The organism is Aeromonas oralensis (genome assembly GCF_049665575.1).
GTDB lineage: Bacteria > Pseudomonadota > Gammaproteobacteria > Enterobacterales > Aeromonadaceae > Aeromonas > Aeromonas hydrophila.
In genome coordinates this window covers 563606-576261 of the sequence record NZ_CP187186.1, presented here as the reverse complement: position 1 = coordinate 576261, position 12656 = coordinate 563606, and the positions used below count along the sequence as shown (strand labels likewise).

At 60.7% G+C, this 12656-nt stretch carries 18 protein-coding genes; all 18 read left to right on the top strand.

What is annotated here, in order from left to right; genetic code table 11:
- The 18 genes from ACPDZI_RS02845 (at position 1) to ACPDZI_RS02760 (ending at position 12655) form a co-directional block, all read left to right on the top strand.
- Entirely contained in the window at positions 1-309 is a 309-nt protein-coding gene (locus ACPDZI_RS02845; RefSeq protein WP_438833971.1) for a phage holin family protein, read from the top strand.
- Positions 306-1130 carry an N-acetylmuramidase domain-containing protein gene (locus ACPDZI_RS02840; protein ID WP_438833970.1) on the top strand — a complete coding sequence of 275 codons (825 nt, stop codon included), beginning with the start codon at positions 306-308 and terminating at the stop codon, positions 1128-1130. The genes ACPDZI_RS02845 and ACPDZI_RS02840 overlap by 4 nt, the downstream gene beginning before the upstream one ends.
- 165 nt (positions 1131-1295) lie before the next feature.
- Positions 1296-1769: an Rz-like lysis system protein LysB gene (lysB, locus tag ACPDZI_RS02835; protein ID WP_438833969.1), complete on the top strand. Its 474-nt coding sequence runs from the start codon at positions 1296-1298 to the stop codon at positions 1767-1769.
- A complete protein-coding gene (gene lysC, locus ACPDZI_RS02830; RefSeq protein WP_257497479.1) occupies positions 1663-1905 on the top strand; it encodes an Rz1-like lysis system protein LysC in 243 nt (80 codons plus the stop codon). The genes lysB and lysC overlap by 107 nt, the downstream gene beginning before the upstream one ends.
- Positions 1880-2356: a phage tail protein gene (locus ACPDZI_RS02825; protein ID WP_017411170.1), complete on the top strand. Its 477-nt coding sequence runs from the start codon at positions 1880-1882 to the stop codon at positions 2354-2356. The genes lysC and ACPDZI_RS02825 overlap by 26 nt, the downstream gene beginning before the upstream one ends.
- Entirely contained in the window at positions 2332-2970 is a 639-nt protein-coding gene (locus ACPDZI_RS02820) for a phage virion morphogenesis protein (RefSeq protein ID WP_139704717.1), read from the top strand. Before ACPDZI_RS02825 ends, ACPDZI_RS02820 begins: the two co-directional genes overlap by 25 nt.
- A gap of 75 nt (positions 2971-3045) precedes the next feature.
- Positions 3046-3597 carry a phage baseplate assembly protein V gene (locus tag ACPDZI_RS02815; protein WP_438833968.1) on the top strand — a complete coding sequence of 184 codons (552 nt, stop codon included), beginning with the start codon at positions 3046-3048 and terminating at the stop codon, positions 3595-3597.
- Positions 3594-3953 (top strand): GPW/gp25 family protein, encoded by a 360-nt coding sequence (locus tag ACPDZI_RS02810; RefSeq protein ID WP_438833967.1) that lies wholly within the window; start codon positions 3594-3596, stop codon positions 3951-3953. The genes ACPDZI_RS02815 and ACPDZI_RS02810 overlap by 4 nt, the downstream gene beginning before the upstream one ends.
- Positions 3950-4849: a baseplate J/gp47 family protein gene (locus ACPDZI_RS02805; protein WP_438833966.1), complete on the top strand. Its 900-nt coding sequence runs from the start codon at positions 3950-3952 to the stop codon at positions 4847-4849. The genes ACPDZI_RS02810 and ACPDZI_RS02805 overlap by 4 nt, the downstream gene beginning before the upstream one ends.
- Complete coding sequence (locus ACPDZI_RS02800) at positions 4846-5478, top strand: phage tail protein I (RefSeq protein WP_438833965.1); 633 nt, start codon at positions 4846-4848, stop codon at positions 5476-5478. The genes ACPDZI_RS02805 and ACPDZI_RS02800 overlap by 4 nt, the downstream gene beginning before the upstream one ends.
- A complete protein-coding gene (locus tag ACPDZI_RS02795) occupies positions 5475-6599 on the top strand; it encodes a phage tail protein (RefSeq protein ID WP_438833964.1) in 1125 nt (374 codons plus the stop codon). The genes ACPDZI_RS02800 and ACPDZI_RS02795 overlap by 4 nt, the downstream gene beginning before the upstream one ends.
- A gap of 13 nt (positions 6600-6612) precedes the next feature.
- The gene (locus tag ACPDZI_RS02790) at positions 6613-6807 is read left to right on the top strand and encodes a hypothetical protein (RefSeq protein ID WP_438833963.1); all 195 of its coding nucleotides are present in this window, start codon (positions 6613-6615) and stop codon (positions 6805-6807) included.
- Positions 6808-7000: 193 nt separating this feature from the next.
- The gene (locus tag ACPDZI_RS02785; protein ID WP_438833962.1) at positions 7001-8179 is read left to right on the top strand and encodes a phage tail sheath protein; all 1179 of its coding nucleotides are present in this window, start codon (positions 7001-7003) and stop codon (positions 8177-8179) included.
- 9 nt (positions 8180-8188) lie between these two features.
- Positions 8189-8707 carry a phage major tail tube protein gene (locus tag ACPDZI_RS02780; RefSeq protein WP_215281058.1) on the top strand — a complete coding sequence of 173 codons (519 nt, stop codon included), beginning with the start codon at positions 8189-8191 and terminating at the stop codon, positions 8705-8707.
- A gap of 80 nt (positions 8708-8787) precedes the next feature.
- On the top strand, positions 8788-9072 hold the full coding sequence (locus ACPDZI_RS02775) for a phage tail assembly protein (RefSeq protein WP_139752943.1): 285 nt from the start codon (positions 8788-8790) through the stop codon (positions 9070-9072).
- Positions 9073-9080: 8 nt separating this feature from the next.
- Positions 9081-9212, top strand: coding sequence for a GpE family phage tail protein (locus ACPDZI_RS02770; RefSeq protein ID WP_041218506.1), 132 nt, complete (start codon positions 9081-9083; stop codon positions 9210-9212).
- Positions 9209-11668, top strand: coding sequence for a phage tail tape measure protein (locus ACPDZI_RS02765; RefSeq protein WP_139752944.1), 2460 nt, complete (start codon positions 9209-9211; stop codon positions 11666-11668). The genes ACPDZI_RS02770 and ACPDZI_RS02765 overlap by 4 nt, the downstream gene beginning before the upstream one ends.
- 408 nt (positions 11669-12076) lie before the next feature.
- Positions 12077-12655 (top strand): Rha family transcriptional regulator, encoded by a 579-nt coding sequence (locus ACPDZI_RS02760; RefSeq protein WP_139752945.1) that lies wholly within the window; start codon positions 12077-12079, stop codon positions 12653-12655.
- Position 12656 lies beyond the last annotated feature (1 nt).

Here is a 12656-nt window from a genome sequence, read left to right as displayed (position 1 = left end):
ATGCTGACCATCCTCTACGCCATGATCTGCGCCGCGATCGCCATGCGCATCGCCACCTTCAACCGCAACGGGGGCGACTATCGCCCCCTGCCGGCCCTGCTGGCATGGGTCATCACCGTCGCCGCCGGGTCCGTGCCGCTGCGCGCCCTACTCGGGGTCATGCCAGCGCCAGACCCGGCAGCGGTGCTGCTGGCCGCCGTCCTGCTCACCGCCCTGATCGGCTCTCGCGGATCCGTCATGCGCCTGCTGCCGCGTCGCCGCCAGCAACCGACCACCGCCAGCCACCTGAACGGGAGGTTTCACCCATGAGCCTGAAAAAAGGGGATACCGGCACCGCCGTTGCCGATCTGCAGCGTCGCCTGACCAAAGCCGGCTATCCGGTCGAGCCGGATGGCTGGTTTGGCGATGCCACCGAGCGCGCCCTGCTCGCCTTCCAGCGTGACTACATGATCGCCGCCATCGGCCAAGCAGGCCCCCGCACTATGGCAGCCCTGATCGGCAGCGAGCGCGGCAACCAGTTGCGCATCGATGACATGCAGGCAGGCGCTGACCTGCTGGGCCTGCCGCTCGCCACCATGGCCACCGTTGCCCAGGTCGAGAGCATTGGTGAAGGCTTCACCCAAGACCAGCGCCCGGTGGTGCTGTTCGAGCGGCATGTGTTCTACAAGCAGCTCACCAAGCACCTGGGCAAAGCCACCGCCGACCAGATGGCAGCCAGTTACCCCAACCTGGTCAACCCCAAGCGCGGCGGCTATGCCGGCGGCTCGGCAGAGTGGGAAAGGCTGCAGCTGGCCATCAGCCTGCACCGGGATGCCGCCATCGAGTCGGCCAGCTGGGGCATGTTCCAGATCATGGGCTACCACTGGCAGGCGCTGGGATTTGCCTCTGCCAGCGACTGGCAGGCCGCTATGCAGCGCAGCGAGGTCGACCACCTCACCGCCCTGTGCCGTTTCATCCAGCAAGACCAAGCCATGCACAAGGCACTGCAGGGCCGTAAATGGGCCGACTTCGCCTGCCGCTACAACGGGCCGGCCTACAAGGACAACGACTACGACACCAAGCTGGCCAAGGCATACGACCACTTTGCCAAGGTCTACCCGGTGAAGGAGGTGGCAGATGCCTCAGCCTAAATGCGGTCACTTGGCAGGAAAGACCTGCGTCAAGCTGGGTGCGAAGTGTTTGGAAATGCGAGTGATTGGCGGATGTACAATCTGTCCGTTCAGAGGGTCTGATAAAACACCTCCGTTACCACCGCCCCCTCCGCCACGTCGCATTAAAAGTTGGGGGGATTGAGCATGATGGGTAACCTGATGCGATCACCCCTCACCTGGTTGCTGCTGGCGCTGGCCATTGCCTTGGCCGGCTGGGGCTGGTCGGCCACCTCTGCAGCGACCGCCAGGGGCAAGGTCGATACCCTGCAAACCGACCTCAAGGCCGCCAACGACAAGGCCAAAGAGGCCGAGCAGCGGGAAAAGCTCAAAGACGGAGCCATCGACCACCTCACCGGTGAACTGGACGCCCAGGCAACCGCCGCCGCCACGCTGCAGCGCCAGCTTGGCGATCTGACCATCACGGCCGCCACCCGGGCCGACACCATCAAGAGGCTCAAACGTGAAAATGCCGAACTCAAGGAGTGGGCTGATCGCCCTCTGCCTGATCCTGTTGTCAGGCTGCTCCAGCGCCCCACCATCACCGGCTCCGCAGATTATCAGGCTCACCTGTCAGGGCCTGACCCCCTGCCAGCTGCCGCCGGCAAGCCCGGCCAATAACGGCGATCTGCTCGACCAGCTGACCCAGACCGAGGCCGCCTGGGCCACCTGCGCCGCCCAGGTCGACAGCCTCATCGCCTGCCAGCAACGGCACCAGAACGGGAGGGAGAATGGAAAAACCAAAACAGATCCGTGAGGTGTTGCAGCAGTGCATCCCGCTGCTGCGCCAGAACCCGGATCACATGATGATTTTCGTCGACAAGGGCAAGCTGGTTGCCACCGGCGCCGCCAGCCTGTCGTTTGAATACCAGTACGAACTGACCATCATCGTGGCCGACTTTGCCCAGAACGTGAACACCGTCATGGTGCCGCTGCTGGCATGGATCAGGCAGTACCAGCCAGAACTGATGATGAACAGCGACAAGCGTGAAAACGCCATGCGGTTCGAAGTCGAGATCCAGAACAACGAAACCTGTGACATCGAAATCAAGCTGCCACTGACCGAGCGGGTCAAGGTCTGGAAGGATGAGCAGGGCCTGCACTTCGAACACCTGCCGGAGCCGCCAGAAGACCCCTACGACGGCATCACCTGGGAACTGTTTATCAACGGGGAATATCAGCCATGGCCGCCGACATCGACCGTCTGAACGACTTCGCCGCCAGGGTAGAGCTGATAAGGGCTAACCTGTCGCAGCGGGAACTGGCCAAGTTTGCTGACCAGATGGCCAAAGAGATGCGCGAAAGCAACGCCAAGCGCATCAAAGACAACGTCACCCCGGAAGGGGACAAGATGGACCCGCGCAAGCCGCAACGCGGCAACCGCGAAATAAAGTTCATCTACACCACCAGTGACAAAGAAGTGCGCCACCTGAAAAGCTGGCGCGGTACCCGCAGCTACATCATCGGTTTCGACATCATGCGGGGCGGCATCCGCACCTTCAAACGCTCCCGCATCAAGCGCTTCATCAAGGTCGATGCCAGTAAGGGCGACACCATCAACAAAAGCCGGCTCAAGCGCAAGATGTTCTCCCGCCTCATCAAATCAACCTGGCTCAAGGCCAAGGGCTACAGCGACAGGGCCGAAGTCACGTTCGCCAGCACCGCCGAGAAAATCGCCCATATCCACCACTACGGCCTGAAAGACAAAGGCAGCAAGGGGCAAGACATCCAGTACCCGGCCCGCCGCCTGCTGGGCATGGACGCCAACGACATCGACAAAGTGGAAGACCAACTGCTGGCCCAACTCACTAAAGGGTTATAACCGCCGCCATTGTGTAAGCGCGCTACACAATGGCCGTCCCTCGCCTTCCCCGCCATTGCCCAAAACAATGGCCCCATGCAACTGACCCTGATCGAACTCCAACGCCAGCTCGACAACCTGATCCGCATCGGCACCGTCACCGCCGTGCGCTCAGGGGAATGTCGCGTCAAAACCGGCGACCTCATCACCAACTGGCGGCCCTACCTCACCGAACGGGCCGGGAACAACCGCACCCGTCATCGCCTCTCTATCGGCGAACAGGTCATGTTGTTGTCAGTCAGTGGCGATCTGCGCAATGCGTACATCGTGGGCTCCCTCAACGCCGCCGACGCAGACGAGCCACTGGCTGACGATGACAATCCAGACCTCGACCGTACCGAATACAGCGATGGCGCCATCATCGAATACAACCCGCAAACCGGCGAGCTCAATGCCACCGGCATCATGGCGGCCAGGGTCAAAGCCAGCATCAGCGTGACGTTCGAAGCCCCCAAGGTCATCTGCACCAACCTGCTGCAGGCAAAGCGCGTGATCAGTGAAACCGCCAAAGTCGGCGCCGTCGAAGTCGGTACCCACGGCCACACAGACGTGCAGCGCGGCAGCGATACATCAGGGGGCCCGGTATGAACTGGCTCGGCATGAATGCAGCCACCGGCCGCGCCATCAGCGCCACCGACCACATCATCCAGTCGGTGCGCGACATCCTCATCACCCCGGTGGGCTCGCGGGTCATGCGCCGCGACTACGGCAGCGAACTGTTCTACCTCATCGACCAACCCCTGCACCAGGTCACCCGCTTGCGCCTGATGGCCGCCACCGTGCAGGCCCTCATCAACTGGGAACCGCGTATCACCATCACCAGGGTCGACGTGCTGACTGGCGCCACTGCCGGCGCCTTGACCATCGAGCTCACCTGGCAGCGCAAAGATGGCGGTGCCCAGGAGTCTGCCAGCATCACCATCCAAACCGGAGCCGCCCAGTGAGCACCATCACCCTCTCCCAACTGCCACAGCCTGATGTGATCGAACTGCTGGACTTCGAGACCATCCTGGCCGAGCGCAAAGCCTATTTCGTCAGCCTCCACCCGGCAGACCAACAAGCCAGCGTCGAGGCCACCCTGGTACTCGAATCAGAGCCCATCACCAAGCTGCTGCAGGAGAATGCCTATCGAGAGCTGATCTTGCGCCAACGCATCAACGATGCCGCTGTCGCCAACATGCTGGCGTGGGCCAAGGGGAGCGATCTCGACAACCTGGTGGCAAACTGGAATGTGCAGCGGCTCATCATCCAGCCGGGTGACCCCACCGCCACCCCGCCGGTACCCGAAATCAAGGAAGATGACGAAGCCATGATCCTGCGCGCCCTGATGGCGTGGGATGGCCTCAGCGTCGCCGGACCGACCGGGGCCTATGAGTATTTCGCCCTCTCTGCTGATGGCAAGGTGGCAGACGCAAAAGGATCCAGCCCATCGGGCGCCGTGGCCATCGTCACCATCCTCAGCACCGAAGGGGACGGCACCGCCGACGCCGCGCTGATAGCCAAGGTCGACAAAGCCCTGAGCCACGAAGACCGCCGCCCGGTTGCCGACCGCCTCACCGTGCAGAGCGCGGGCATCATCCGTTACAGCATCACCGCCAAGCTGCATATCAGCAGCCAGGGGGCAGAGGGAGACGTGATCCTGCAGGCAGCCCGCGACAAGCTGGCCGCCTTCATCAACCCGCGCCGGCGCATCGGCATCGAGGTGCCACGCTCTGCCATTGATGCCGCCCTGCACGTGCAAGGGGTCAGCAAGGTCGACCTGATCGGCTGGGCCGACATCACCCCCAGCCCCACCCAGGCAGCCTACTGCACCGGCTTCACCGTGGAGCGGGCATCATGACCACCCTGCTGCCGCCCAGCACCAGCCGCACCGAGCGCAACCTGGCCACCGCCGGGGAGCAGGCCATGCAGTTGCCGCTCCCGTTCCGCTCACTCTGGTCACCCTGGACCTGCCCCACCCACCTGCTGCCCTATCTGGCCGCAAGTTGGAGCGTCGATCGCTGGGATGACAAATGGCCAGAGTCCACCAAACGCCAGGTCATTGCCAACAGCTACTTCGTGCACAGCCACAAAGGCACCATCGGCGCTATCCGCCGGGTGGTCGAGCCGCTGGGCTACCTGATCCGGGTGCTGGAATGGTGGCAAGAAACACCGAACGCCGCCCCGGGCACTTTCAAGCTCGACATCGGCGTGCTCGACACCGGCATCACCGAAACCATGTACCAGGAGCTGGAACGGCTGATCGCCGACGCCAAGCCGATGACCCGCCACCTGACCGGCCTTGCCATCAGCATGGAGACTCGCGGTCAGCTCTATCTGGGGGCCGCCTGCTACCTGGGCGACGAGCTGACCATCTACCCCTACAGCCCAGACGTGATTGAAGTCAGCGGCCAGCAGTGGCATGGCGGCATCACCCACACCATCGACACCTTGACCATTCAACCGCAACAAACAGGAGGTGCCGCTTGAGCGCCATCTATTTCGCCATCCCCACCGATGCCGGCCAGGCCAAGCTCGCCAATGCCATCGCGCTGGGTGTGCCGCTTAAAATCACCCACATGGCTGTCGGCGATGGCAACGGCCAACCCGTCACGCCGAACGCAGCCCAAACCGCACTGGTCAGGGAGAGACGGCGCGCGCCCATCAATACCCTGTTTCAAGACCCTACCAATCAGTCGCAATTGGTCGCCGAGCAGATCATCCCGGAAAACGTCGGCGACTGGTGGATCCGTGAAGCTGGCATCTTCTCAGAAGATGGCACCCTGATCGCCATCGCCAACACGCCGGACACCTACAAGCCGTTGCTCAGCAGTGGCGCCGGCCGCACCCAGGTAATCCGCATCGTGCTGATCGTCAGCGACACCAGCGCGGTGGAGCTCAAGATTGACCCGGCCGTGGTGCTGGCTACCCGCAAATACGTCGACGATCTGCTGGCTGCGCACAAGCAGAGCCGGGAACACCCAGACGCAAGCGAAACGGCCAAAGGCTTCACCCGCTACGCCACCCAGGCAGAGGTGAATGAAACGGTCACTGCCAATCAGAAGACCGATGCAGTTGTCACGGTGAAAACCTTGTGGGGCTGGGTCAAGCAGGCAAGTGAAACCGTGCTGGGAATGATAAAGGTAGCCAGTCAGGCCCAAACAGACGCAGGCACGGCTGACGATGTCGCTATCACGCCTAAAAAACTGAAGGATTGGGTGAAGCAAGCATCAGAAACTGTGCTGGGAATGATGAAGGTAGCCAGTCAGGCCCAAACAGATGCAGGCACGGCTGACGATGTCGCAATCACCCCGAAGAAACTCAGGTCTGGCATATCCTTCATGCTCGGTTCGGTCGGGTATATCTGCCTGCCAACCTGGATGGGAGGGATCATCATCCAATGGGGAACTGGCGTCGGTGCATCAACCTATGACTTCGGTATTTCCTTCCCTATCGCCTTTCCAACCGCCTGCTGGGGCGCCACCGTGTCATGCGACTACACCGCCGAATCAGGAAACGTTGGCTATGTGGCCTGCAAAAAAGAACGAACCAGGCTGGTTTGCCGCTCAAGCGGAACCTATTCCACCAACTGGATCGCCATCGGCGCATAGAAAGGAGATAACAATGTTCTATTTTTCAGCCTCCACCATGGGCTTTTATGACTCTGATATCCACGTCAGCACTGCCATCCCGAAAGACGCCAAAGAGATCACCAAGGACACCAGGGACATCATGGTGAAAGGCCAGGCTAAAGCCATTTTGGCGGCCGATGAGAATGGTTATCCCATTTTGAGAGACCCGCCTTCAACCACCCCCTGATACCGATATTTAGCCACCACCCCGCCCAGTGCGGGGTGTGTCATAACTGCCGCCAAAGGCTACCTTGTCACCGCCTGACCATTGTGTAGAGCCGCCACACAATGGCAACCGCTCGCCCGCCATCCCCTGCCACTGCATCCTGACCATGCTCGCATTTCCTTGCAAAAGCTCCGTCCGGACAACAGGAGAACCTATGGCACTGGACCAATTTCACCACGGCGTGCGCGTCGTGGAAGTCAACGAGGGCACCCGCACCATCCGCACCGTCGCCACGGCGGTGATCGGCATGGTCTGCACCAGCTCCGATGCGGATGCCGCCTATTTCCCGCTCGATAAACCGGTGCTGATCGCCAACCTGCCGGCGGCCATCGCCAAGGCTGGCACCCAGGGCAACCTCAAGCGCTCGCTGCAAACCATCTATGACACCGTCAACACCATCGTCATCGCCGTGCGCGTGGCGGATGGCGCCGACGCGGCCGCCCTGACCAGCAACATCATCGGCACCATCAAGCCGGATGGCAGCTACACCGGCCTCAAGGCGCTGGAACGTGCTGCCCCGGTCACCACCGTCAAGCCGCGCATCCTCTGTGTGCCGGACAACTGCACCCTGCCGGTAGCTACCGCTTTGGCGGGCATGGCCAAGAAACTGCGCGCCTTTGCCTACGTGCCGACCATCGCCGAAACCGTCGAGGCTGCGCTGGCCTACCGTGAAAACTTCAGCAGCCGCGAGCTGATGCTGGTGCATGCCGACTGGACCGCCTGGGACGTGGCCACCAATGCCAGCGTCAAGCTCGATGCCTGCCTCAAGGCTGCCGCCATGCGGGCGCTCATCGACAAAGAGATCGGCTGGCACAAGACCCTGTCGAACGTCGGCGTGACCGGGGTCGACGGCATGACCAAGTCCCTGTTCTGGGATCTGCAAGACCCCGATACCGAAGTCGGCCTGCTCAACGCCAACGAGGTCACCGGCCTGATCCAGTCCAACGGGCCCCGCTACTGGGGCAACCGCACCTGCTCAGATGACCCGCAGTTCGCCTTCGAGAACTACACCCGCACCGCCCAGGTCCTGGCCGACACCATGGCAGAGGCCCACATGTGGGCCAACGACAAGCCGCTGCACCCTTCCCTGGTGAAAGACATCGTCGAGGGTATCAAGGCCAAGGGCCGCGAACTGGTGACTGGCGGTTACCTGCTCGGCTTTGACTGCTGGTACAACGAAGAGCTCAACAACAAAGACACCCTCAAGGCCGGCAAGCTGCGCATCGATTACAACTACACCCCGGTGCCGCCGCTTGAAGACCTCGGCTTTATCCAGCGCATCACCGATCACTACCTCATCGACTTCGGCGCCCGCGTCGCAGCCGCCGCATAAGGAGCCACCATGGCACTGCCAAGAAAAGTCAAACAGCTCAACGTGTTCACCGACGGCACCAACTGGATCGGCGAAGCGGAAGACTTCACCTTTGCCAAGCTCTCACGCAAGTTCGAAGCCTATCGCGGCGGCGGCATGGGGGGTGCCGTCAACATCGACATGGGGCTGGATGACAGCGCCCTCGATACCTCTTTCACCATGGGCGGCTACAGCGCCGAGATCCTGGGCAAAATGGGCAATGGCAAGATCGACGGCATCGCCCTTCGCTTTGCTGGCTCCATCCAGCGGGATGACGTTGTCGGCGTGCAGTCCGTAGAAGTGTTCACCCGAGGTCGTTTCAAAGAAATCGACTGGGGCACCGCCAAGGTCGGTGATAACAGCCAGGCCAAGGTCACCATGGTCAACACCTACTACAAAGTGACCATTGATGGGGTCGTTATCCACGAAATCGACCTGCTCAACATGATCGAAATCGGCCCCGACGGCGTCGATCGCATGGCCGAACACCGCAAAGCCATCGGCCTCTAACCCACCCAACAACCCAACGGGCGGCCCTTATCCCAACAGAAAGCGCCGCCCTCACCACATCCACAACAGGAACAAGCACCATGGACCAGAAAGAAATCACCCTCGACACCCCGATCCAGCGCGGCGAGGGCACCCTCAACAGCCTGATCATCCGCAGCCCCAAAAAGGCGGGCCACCTGCGCGGCCTCAACACCATGGACATCGTCCAGATGAACGTGGATACCCTCATCAAACTGCTGCCCCGCATCACTGACCTGACCGAAAAAGAGGTGAACGACATGGACCCGGCTGACCTGCTCAAAGCCGGGGTAGTGGTGGTCGGTTTTTTGATGGGCTCGCAGCAGGAGGCCTACCTCACTGCATAGACGACCTGATGGCCGAGATCGCCATCATCGCCCACTGGCCGCCGTCCGAGATGGCGGCCATGGAGATCAGCGAGCTGATGGGCTGGCACCAACGCCTCGTTGAGATTCACAACCGCATCAACGGGGCAGAAGAACAATGAACCCTCTCAAACTTCAAATCCTGCTCGGGGCGGTCGACAAGCTCACCGCCCCCCTCAAAGCCGTCAGCGGCCAGAGCCGCCTGACCGCCAAAGACTTGGTCGACACCAAGAAGAAAATCCGCGACCTCGAAACCCAAGCCGGCCAAATAGAAGGCTACAAAACGCTGGGCGCCCAGATTGGCGCAACCAAGGCAAAGCTGAAACAGGCCGAGGGTTCGTTCAGCGAACTGCAGCGCAAGATTGCCGACACCCCCAAGCCAACCCGCCTGATGATCAATGAGCTCAACAAGGCCGAGAAAGCCCTCAACCAGCTCAAGACCAAAGAAGGGGAAATGATCACCCGTCACGCTCAGATGGGTGAAGCTATGCGCAAGAGCGGCATCAACACCAGCAACCTCAGCGAAACCCAGCGCCGCCTGAAAACCGATTTGGCCGCGGCTAACACCGTGCTCGACTCTCAGCGCGCCAAGCTGGGCCAACTGGCTGACCAGCAAAAGCGCCTCAACCAGGTCAAGGCCAGCTACCGCCAGACCCAAGAGCTGCGCGGCCAGATTGCCGGCCACGGCGCCACCGCAATAGCCACAGGGACGGCTATGGGGCTCCCTGTGCTTGGAGCGATCAAGGGCTATTCAGAATTTGAAGACGCCATGAAAGGGGTGGCAAAACAGGTCGATGGCGCCCGTGATAGCGCCGGCAAGCTAACCCCGGTTTACTTCCGCATGTCGAAGCAGATGAAAGACATGGCGGAAGAGCTGCCCATGCAAAACGGCGCCATCGACTTTGCTGGGCTCGTCACCGGCGGCGCCCGCATGGGCGTACAAGGGGAAGAAAATCTCATCAGGTTCGCCAAAACCAACGCGATGGCATCGAAAGCATTTGAAGCCCCAGCAGAACAGCTGGCCGAAGACCTTGGCAAAGTTGCCAACCTCTACAAGATCCCGATAAACGAGATAGAGGGGTTGGGTGATGCCCTCAACTATTTGGATGACAACGCACAATCCAAGGGGGCAGACATCATCGACGTACTGCAACGCCTAGGGGGCGTGGCCGACAAGCTCGATTACAAGAAAGCGGCCGCACTGGGTTCTACCTTCCTCAGCCTTGGCACACCAAGGGAAGTCGCTGCAACAGCCTCAAACGCCCTTGTTCGTGAATTGTCAGTGGCAACCATGCAGGGCAAGCGCTTTCAGGCCGGTATCAAGGCGATCGGCATGGATTCGGACAAAATCGAAAAGGCAATGGTCACCGATGCCATGGGCACCATTGTCAACGTGCTTGATAAAATCAAAGCGCTCAAGCCAGAAGACCAGCTCAGGGTCACCACCCAGCTATTCGGTGATGAGTTCGGCGACGACGCCTCAAAACTGGCCAACAACCTACCGGAACTACGCCGTCAACTGGCGTTGGTCAACGACGAGAAAGCCAAGGGCTCGATGAAGCGCGAGTCCGACATCGACAAAGACTCTCTGAGTTCACAGTGGCTTCTCCTGCAAGCCGGGATAGCGAATGTCAAATCATCGCTGGGCGAGCTGCTACGCGGCTCCCTGATGGACATCATTGGCTATATCAAGGAGACGGTGAAAACCGTGCGTAACTGGGTCGAGGCCAACCCTGCACTGGCAAACACCCTAGTCAAGGTGGCGGCGGTCACCTCCGTCATTGCCATCGCTCTGGGCGGCCTGTCGCTGGCAGTCGCCGCCCTACTTGGCCCCATGGCTATCATGAAGTTGACCCTTGGGGTGCTGGGCGTCACCTTTGGCGGCATGCTGGGGGCCATAACCGCCATCTTGGCGCCGCTGGCCGGGCTCGCAATCTTGGGCGTGGCCATCATCAAGTTCTGGGAACCCATCAGCGCATTTTTCAGCGGCCTCTGGCAGGGCATCCTGACCGGGCTTGCCCCAGTCTTTGAAGCCTTCAAGCCGTTCGCCCCGCTCATTGATGGCCTCGGTACCGGGGTTAAAGCGCTCTCAGGCTGGTTTGGCGACCTGCTCGAACCACTCAAGTTCTCCAAGGAAACGCTGGAAGGGTTCGGCAGTGCCGGCCAGTTCGTCGGCCGCATCCTGGGCGAAGCCTTCAACCTGGCCCTGACCCCGCTCAAAGCCTTCTTGAAGGGCATCGAGTGGCTGCTCGAGTCGCTCGGCGTCCTCGAAACCAAGAAGATCCCGAAATTCGATATTCCGACCGCCAGCACGCCGGGCTACCTGAACGGCAACTACAACACACCCGCTCTTTCATCGGCTTACACCTACGGTACTGGCCCTCGTATCGCAGAACCGGCGCGGTTAAAGCCTGTCAACAAACAGACCATCGACAACTCCATCAACAGCCCTATCTACGTGTACCAGCAGCCGGGGCAGAGCCCGCAAGATGTGGCAAAAACGGTGCGGGATGAAATGCAGAGGATGCGGCGAGAAGAGCAGGCAAGCCAGAGGGCCTCACTCCGTGATAACCATTGATCAAGTGTTAGTTTTCACCCAAAACAGACATAGCGGGCCGCGCTGGCCCGCCTTACCCTGTCTCAGTGCGTGGGGTGGTGATGTGGCTTATTTGCCATTATTTGCCCTGAATTGTGTGGTTCGGATGTTGCTGGTCGCGCCATGTTGCGCGATACTGCGCAAGCAACGGCAAAATCCGTTGCCGGGATTGAGACCCCGTTCAGCATTCCAAGCGCACAACACGCGCCCGCGTGTTTTTTTGTGCGGCCCAGCTGTACCTGTCAGTTATGACGGGCTGGGCAGGGCAGCCTCACGGCTGGCCGGTTTCCTTGGATGCCCGGTAGTCTCAACCCTGTTCAGCTCGTCACCAGTCGAGATTGAGACCTCTGTGGTGACGATTCACTTGCATCGCATCCGAGGAATCACACCATGAACGCCATCACCACCTTTACCCCTGCCGACATCATCAGCCTCAACCATGGCCAGCCCATGACCACCTCCCTCAAGGTGGCCGAAGTCTTTGGCAAGCGTCATGACAACGTACTGCGCAAGCTGGAAACTCTAGAATGCTCGAAAGAATTCAACGCCCTCAATTTTGAGGCGGTTGAATATGTGGACGGAAAAGGGGAGCAGCGCAGAGCTTGGAACATGACCAAAGACGGCTTTATCTTTCTGGTCATGGGCTTCACCGGCAAACAGGCCGCCGCTATCAAAGAGGCGTACATCAACGCCTTCAACTGGATGGCCGCCCAGCTCGCCGCCCGCACCCAACCGGACTACGCCAACCCCCTCGCCACCATCGACAACTACACCAGCATGTTGCGCAAGGCAGACCGTGACAACGTGCTGCTCGAACGCCAGCTCGAAGATCGCCTCTTCCTGCTGATGGAAGAGATGAACCGCCTGCGCGACGACATGCGCGCCATCCACCGTAACCACACCATCGCCCGCGATCTGGCTGACCACATCGGCATCACCGCCCGCTTCGCGCTGCCAAGAAGGAGCTGAC

What these genes read in the sequence shown, in the direction of transcription:
- lysB (WP_438833969.1), top strand. Translation starts at nt 1,296, where the DNA reads ATGATGGGTAACCTGATGCGATCACCCCTCACCTGGTTGCTGCTGGCG.
- ACPDZI_RS02800 (WP_438833965.1), top strand. Translation starts at nt 4,846, where the DNA reads ATGACCACCCTGCTGCCGCCCAGCACCAGCCGCACCGAGCGCAACCTG.
- ACPDZI_RS02775 (WP_139752943.1), top strand. Translation starts at nt 8,788, where the DNA reads ATGGACCAGAAAGAAATCACCCTCGACACCCCGATCCAGCGCGGCGAG.
- ACPDZI_RS02840 (WP_438833970.1), top strand. Translation starts at nt 306, where the DNA reads ATGAGCCTGAAAAAAGGGGATACCGGCACCGCCGTTGCCGATCTGCAG.
- ACPDZI_RS02770 (WP_041218506.1), top strand. Translation starts at nt 9,081, where the DNA reads ATGGCCGAGATCGCCATCATCGCCCACTGGCCGCCGTCCGAGATGGCG.
- ACPDZI_RS02790 (WP_438833963.1), top strand. Translation starts at nt 6,613, where the DNA reads ATGTTCTATTTTTCAGCCTCCACCATGGGCTTTTATGACTCTGATATC.
- ACPDZI_RS02765 (WP_139752944.1), top strand. Translation starts at nt 9,209, where the DNA reads ATGAACCCTCTCAAACTTCAAATCCTGCTCGGGGCGGTCGACAAGCTC.
- ACPDZI_RS02780 (WP_215281058.1), top strand. Translation starts at nt 8,189, where the DNA reads ATGGCACTGCCAAGAAAAGTCAAACAGCTCAACGTGTTCACCGACGGC.
- ACPDZI_RS02760 (WP_139752945.1), top strand. Translation starts at nt 12,077, where the DNA reads ATGAACGCCATCACCACCTTTACCCCTGCCGACATCATCAGCCTCAAC.
- ACPDZI_RS02845 (WP_438833971.1), top strand. Translation starts at nt 1, where the DNA reads ATGCTGACCATCCTCTACGCCATGATCTGCGCCGCGATCGCCATGCGC.
- ACPDZI_RS02810 (WP_438833967.1), top strand. Translation starts at nt 3,594, where the DNA reads ATGAACTGGCTCGGCATGAATGCAGCCACCGGCCGCGCCATCAGCGCC.
- ACPDZI_RS02820 (WP_139704717.1), top strand. Translation starts at nt 2,332, where the DNA reads ATGGCCGCCGACATCGACCGTCTGAACGACTTCGCCGCCAGGGTAGAG.
- ACPDZI_RS02785 (WP_438833962.1), top strand. Translation starts at nt 7,001, where the DNA reads ATGGCACTGGACCAATTTCACCACGGCGTGCGCGTCGTGGAAGTCAAC.
- ACPDZI_RS02815 (WP_438833968.1), top strand. Translation starts at nt 3,046, where the DNA reads ATGCAACTGACCCTGATCGAACTCCAACGCCAGCTCGACAACCTGATC.
- ACPDZI_RS02825 (WP_017411170.1), top strand. Translation starts at nt 1,880, where the DNA reads ATGGAAAAACCAAAACAGATCCGTGAGGTGTTGCAGCAGTGCATCCCG.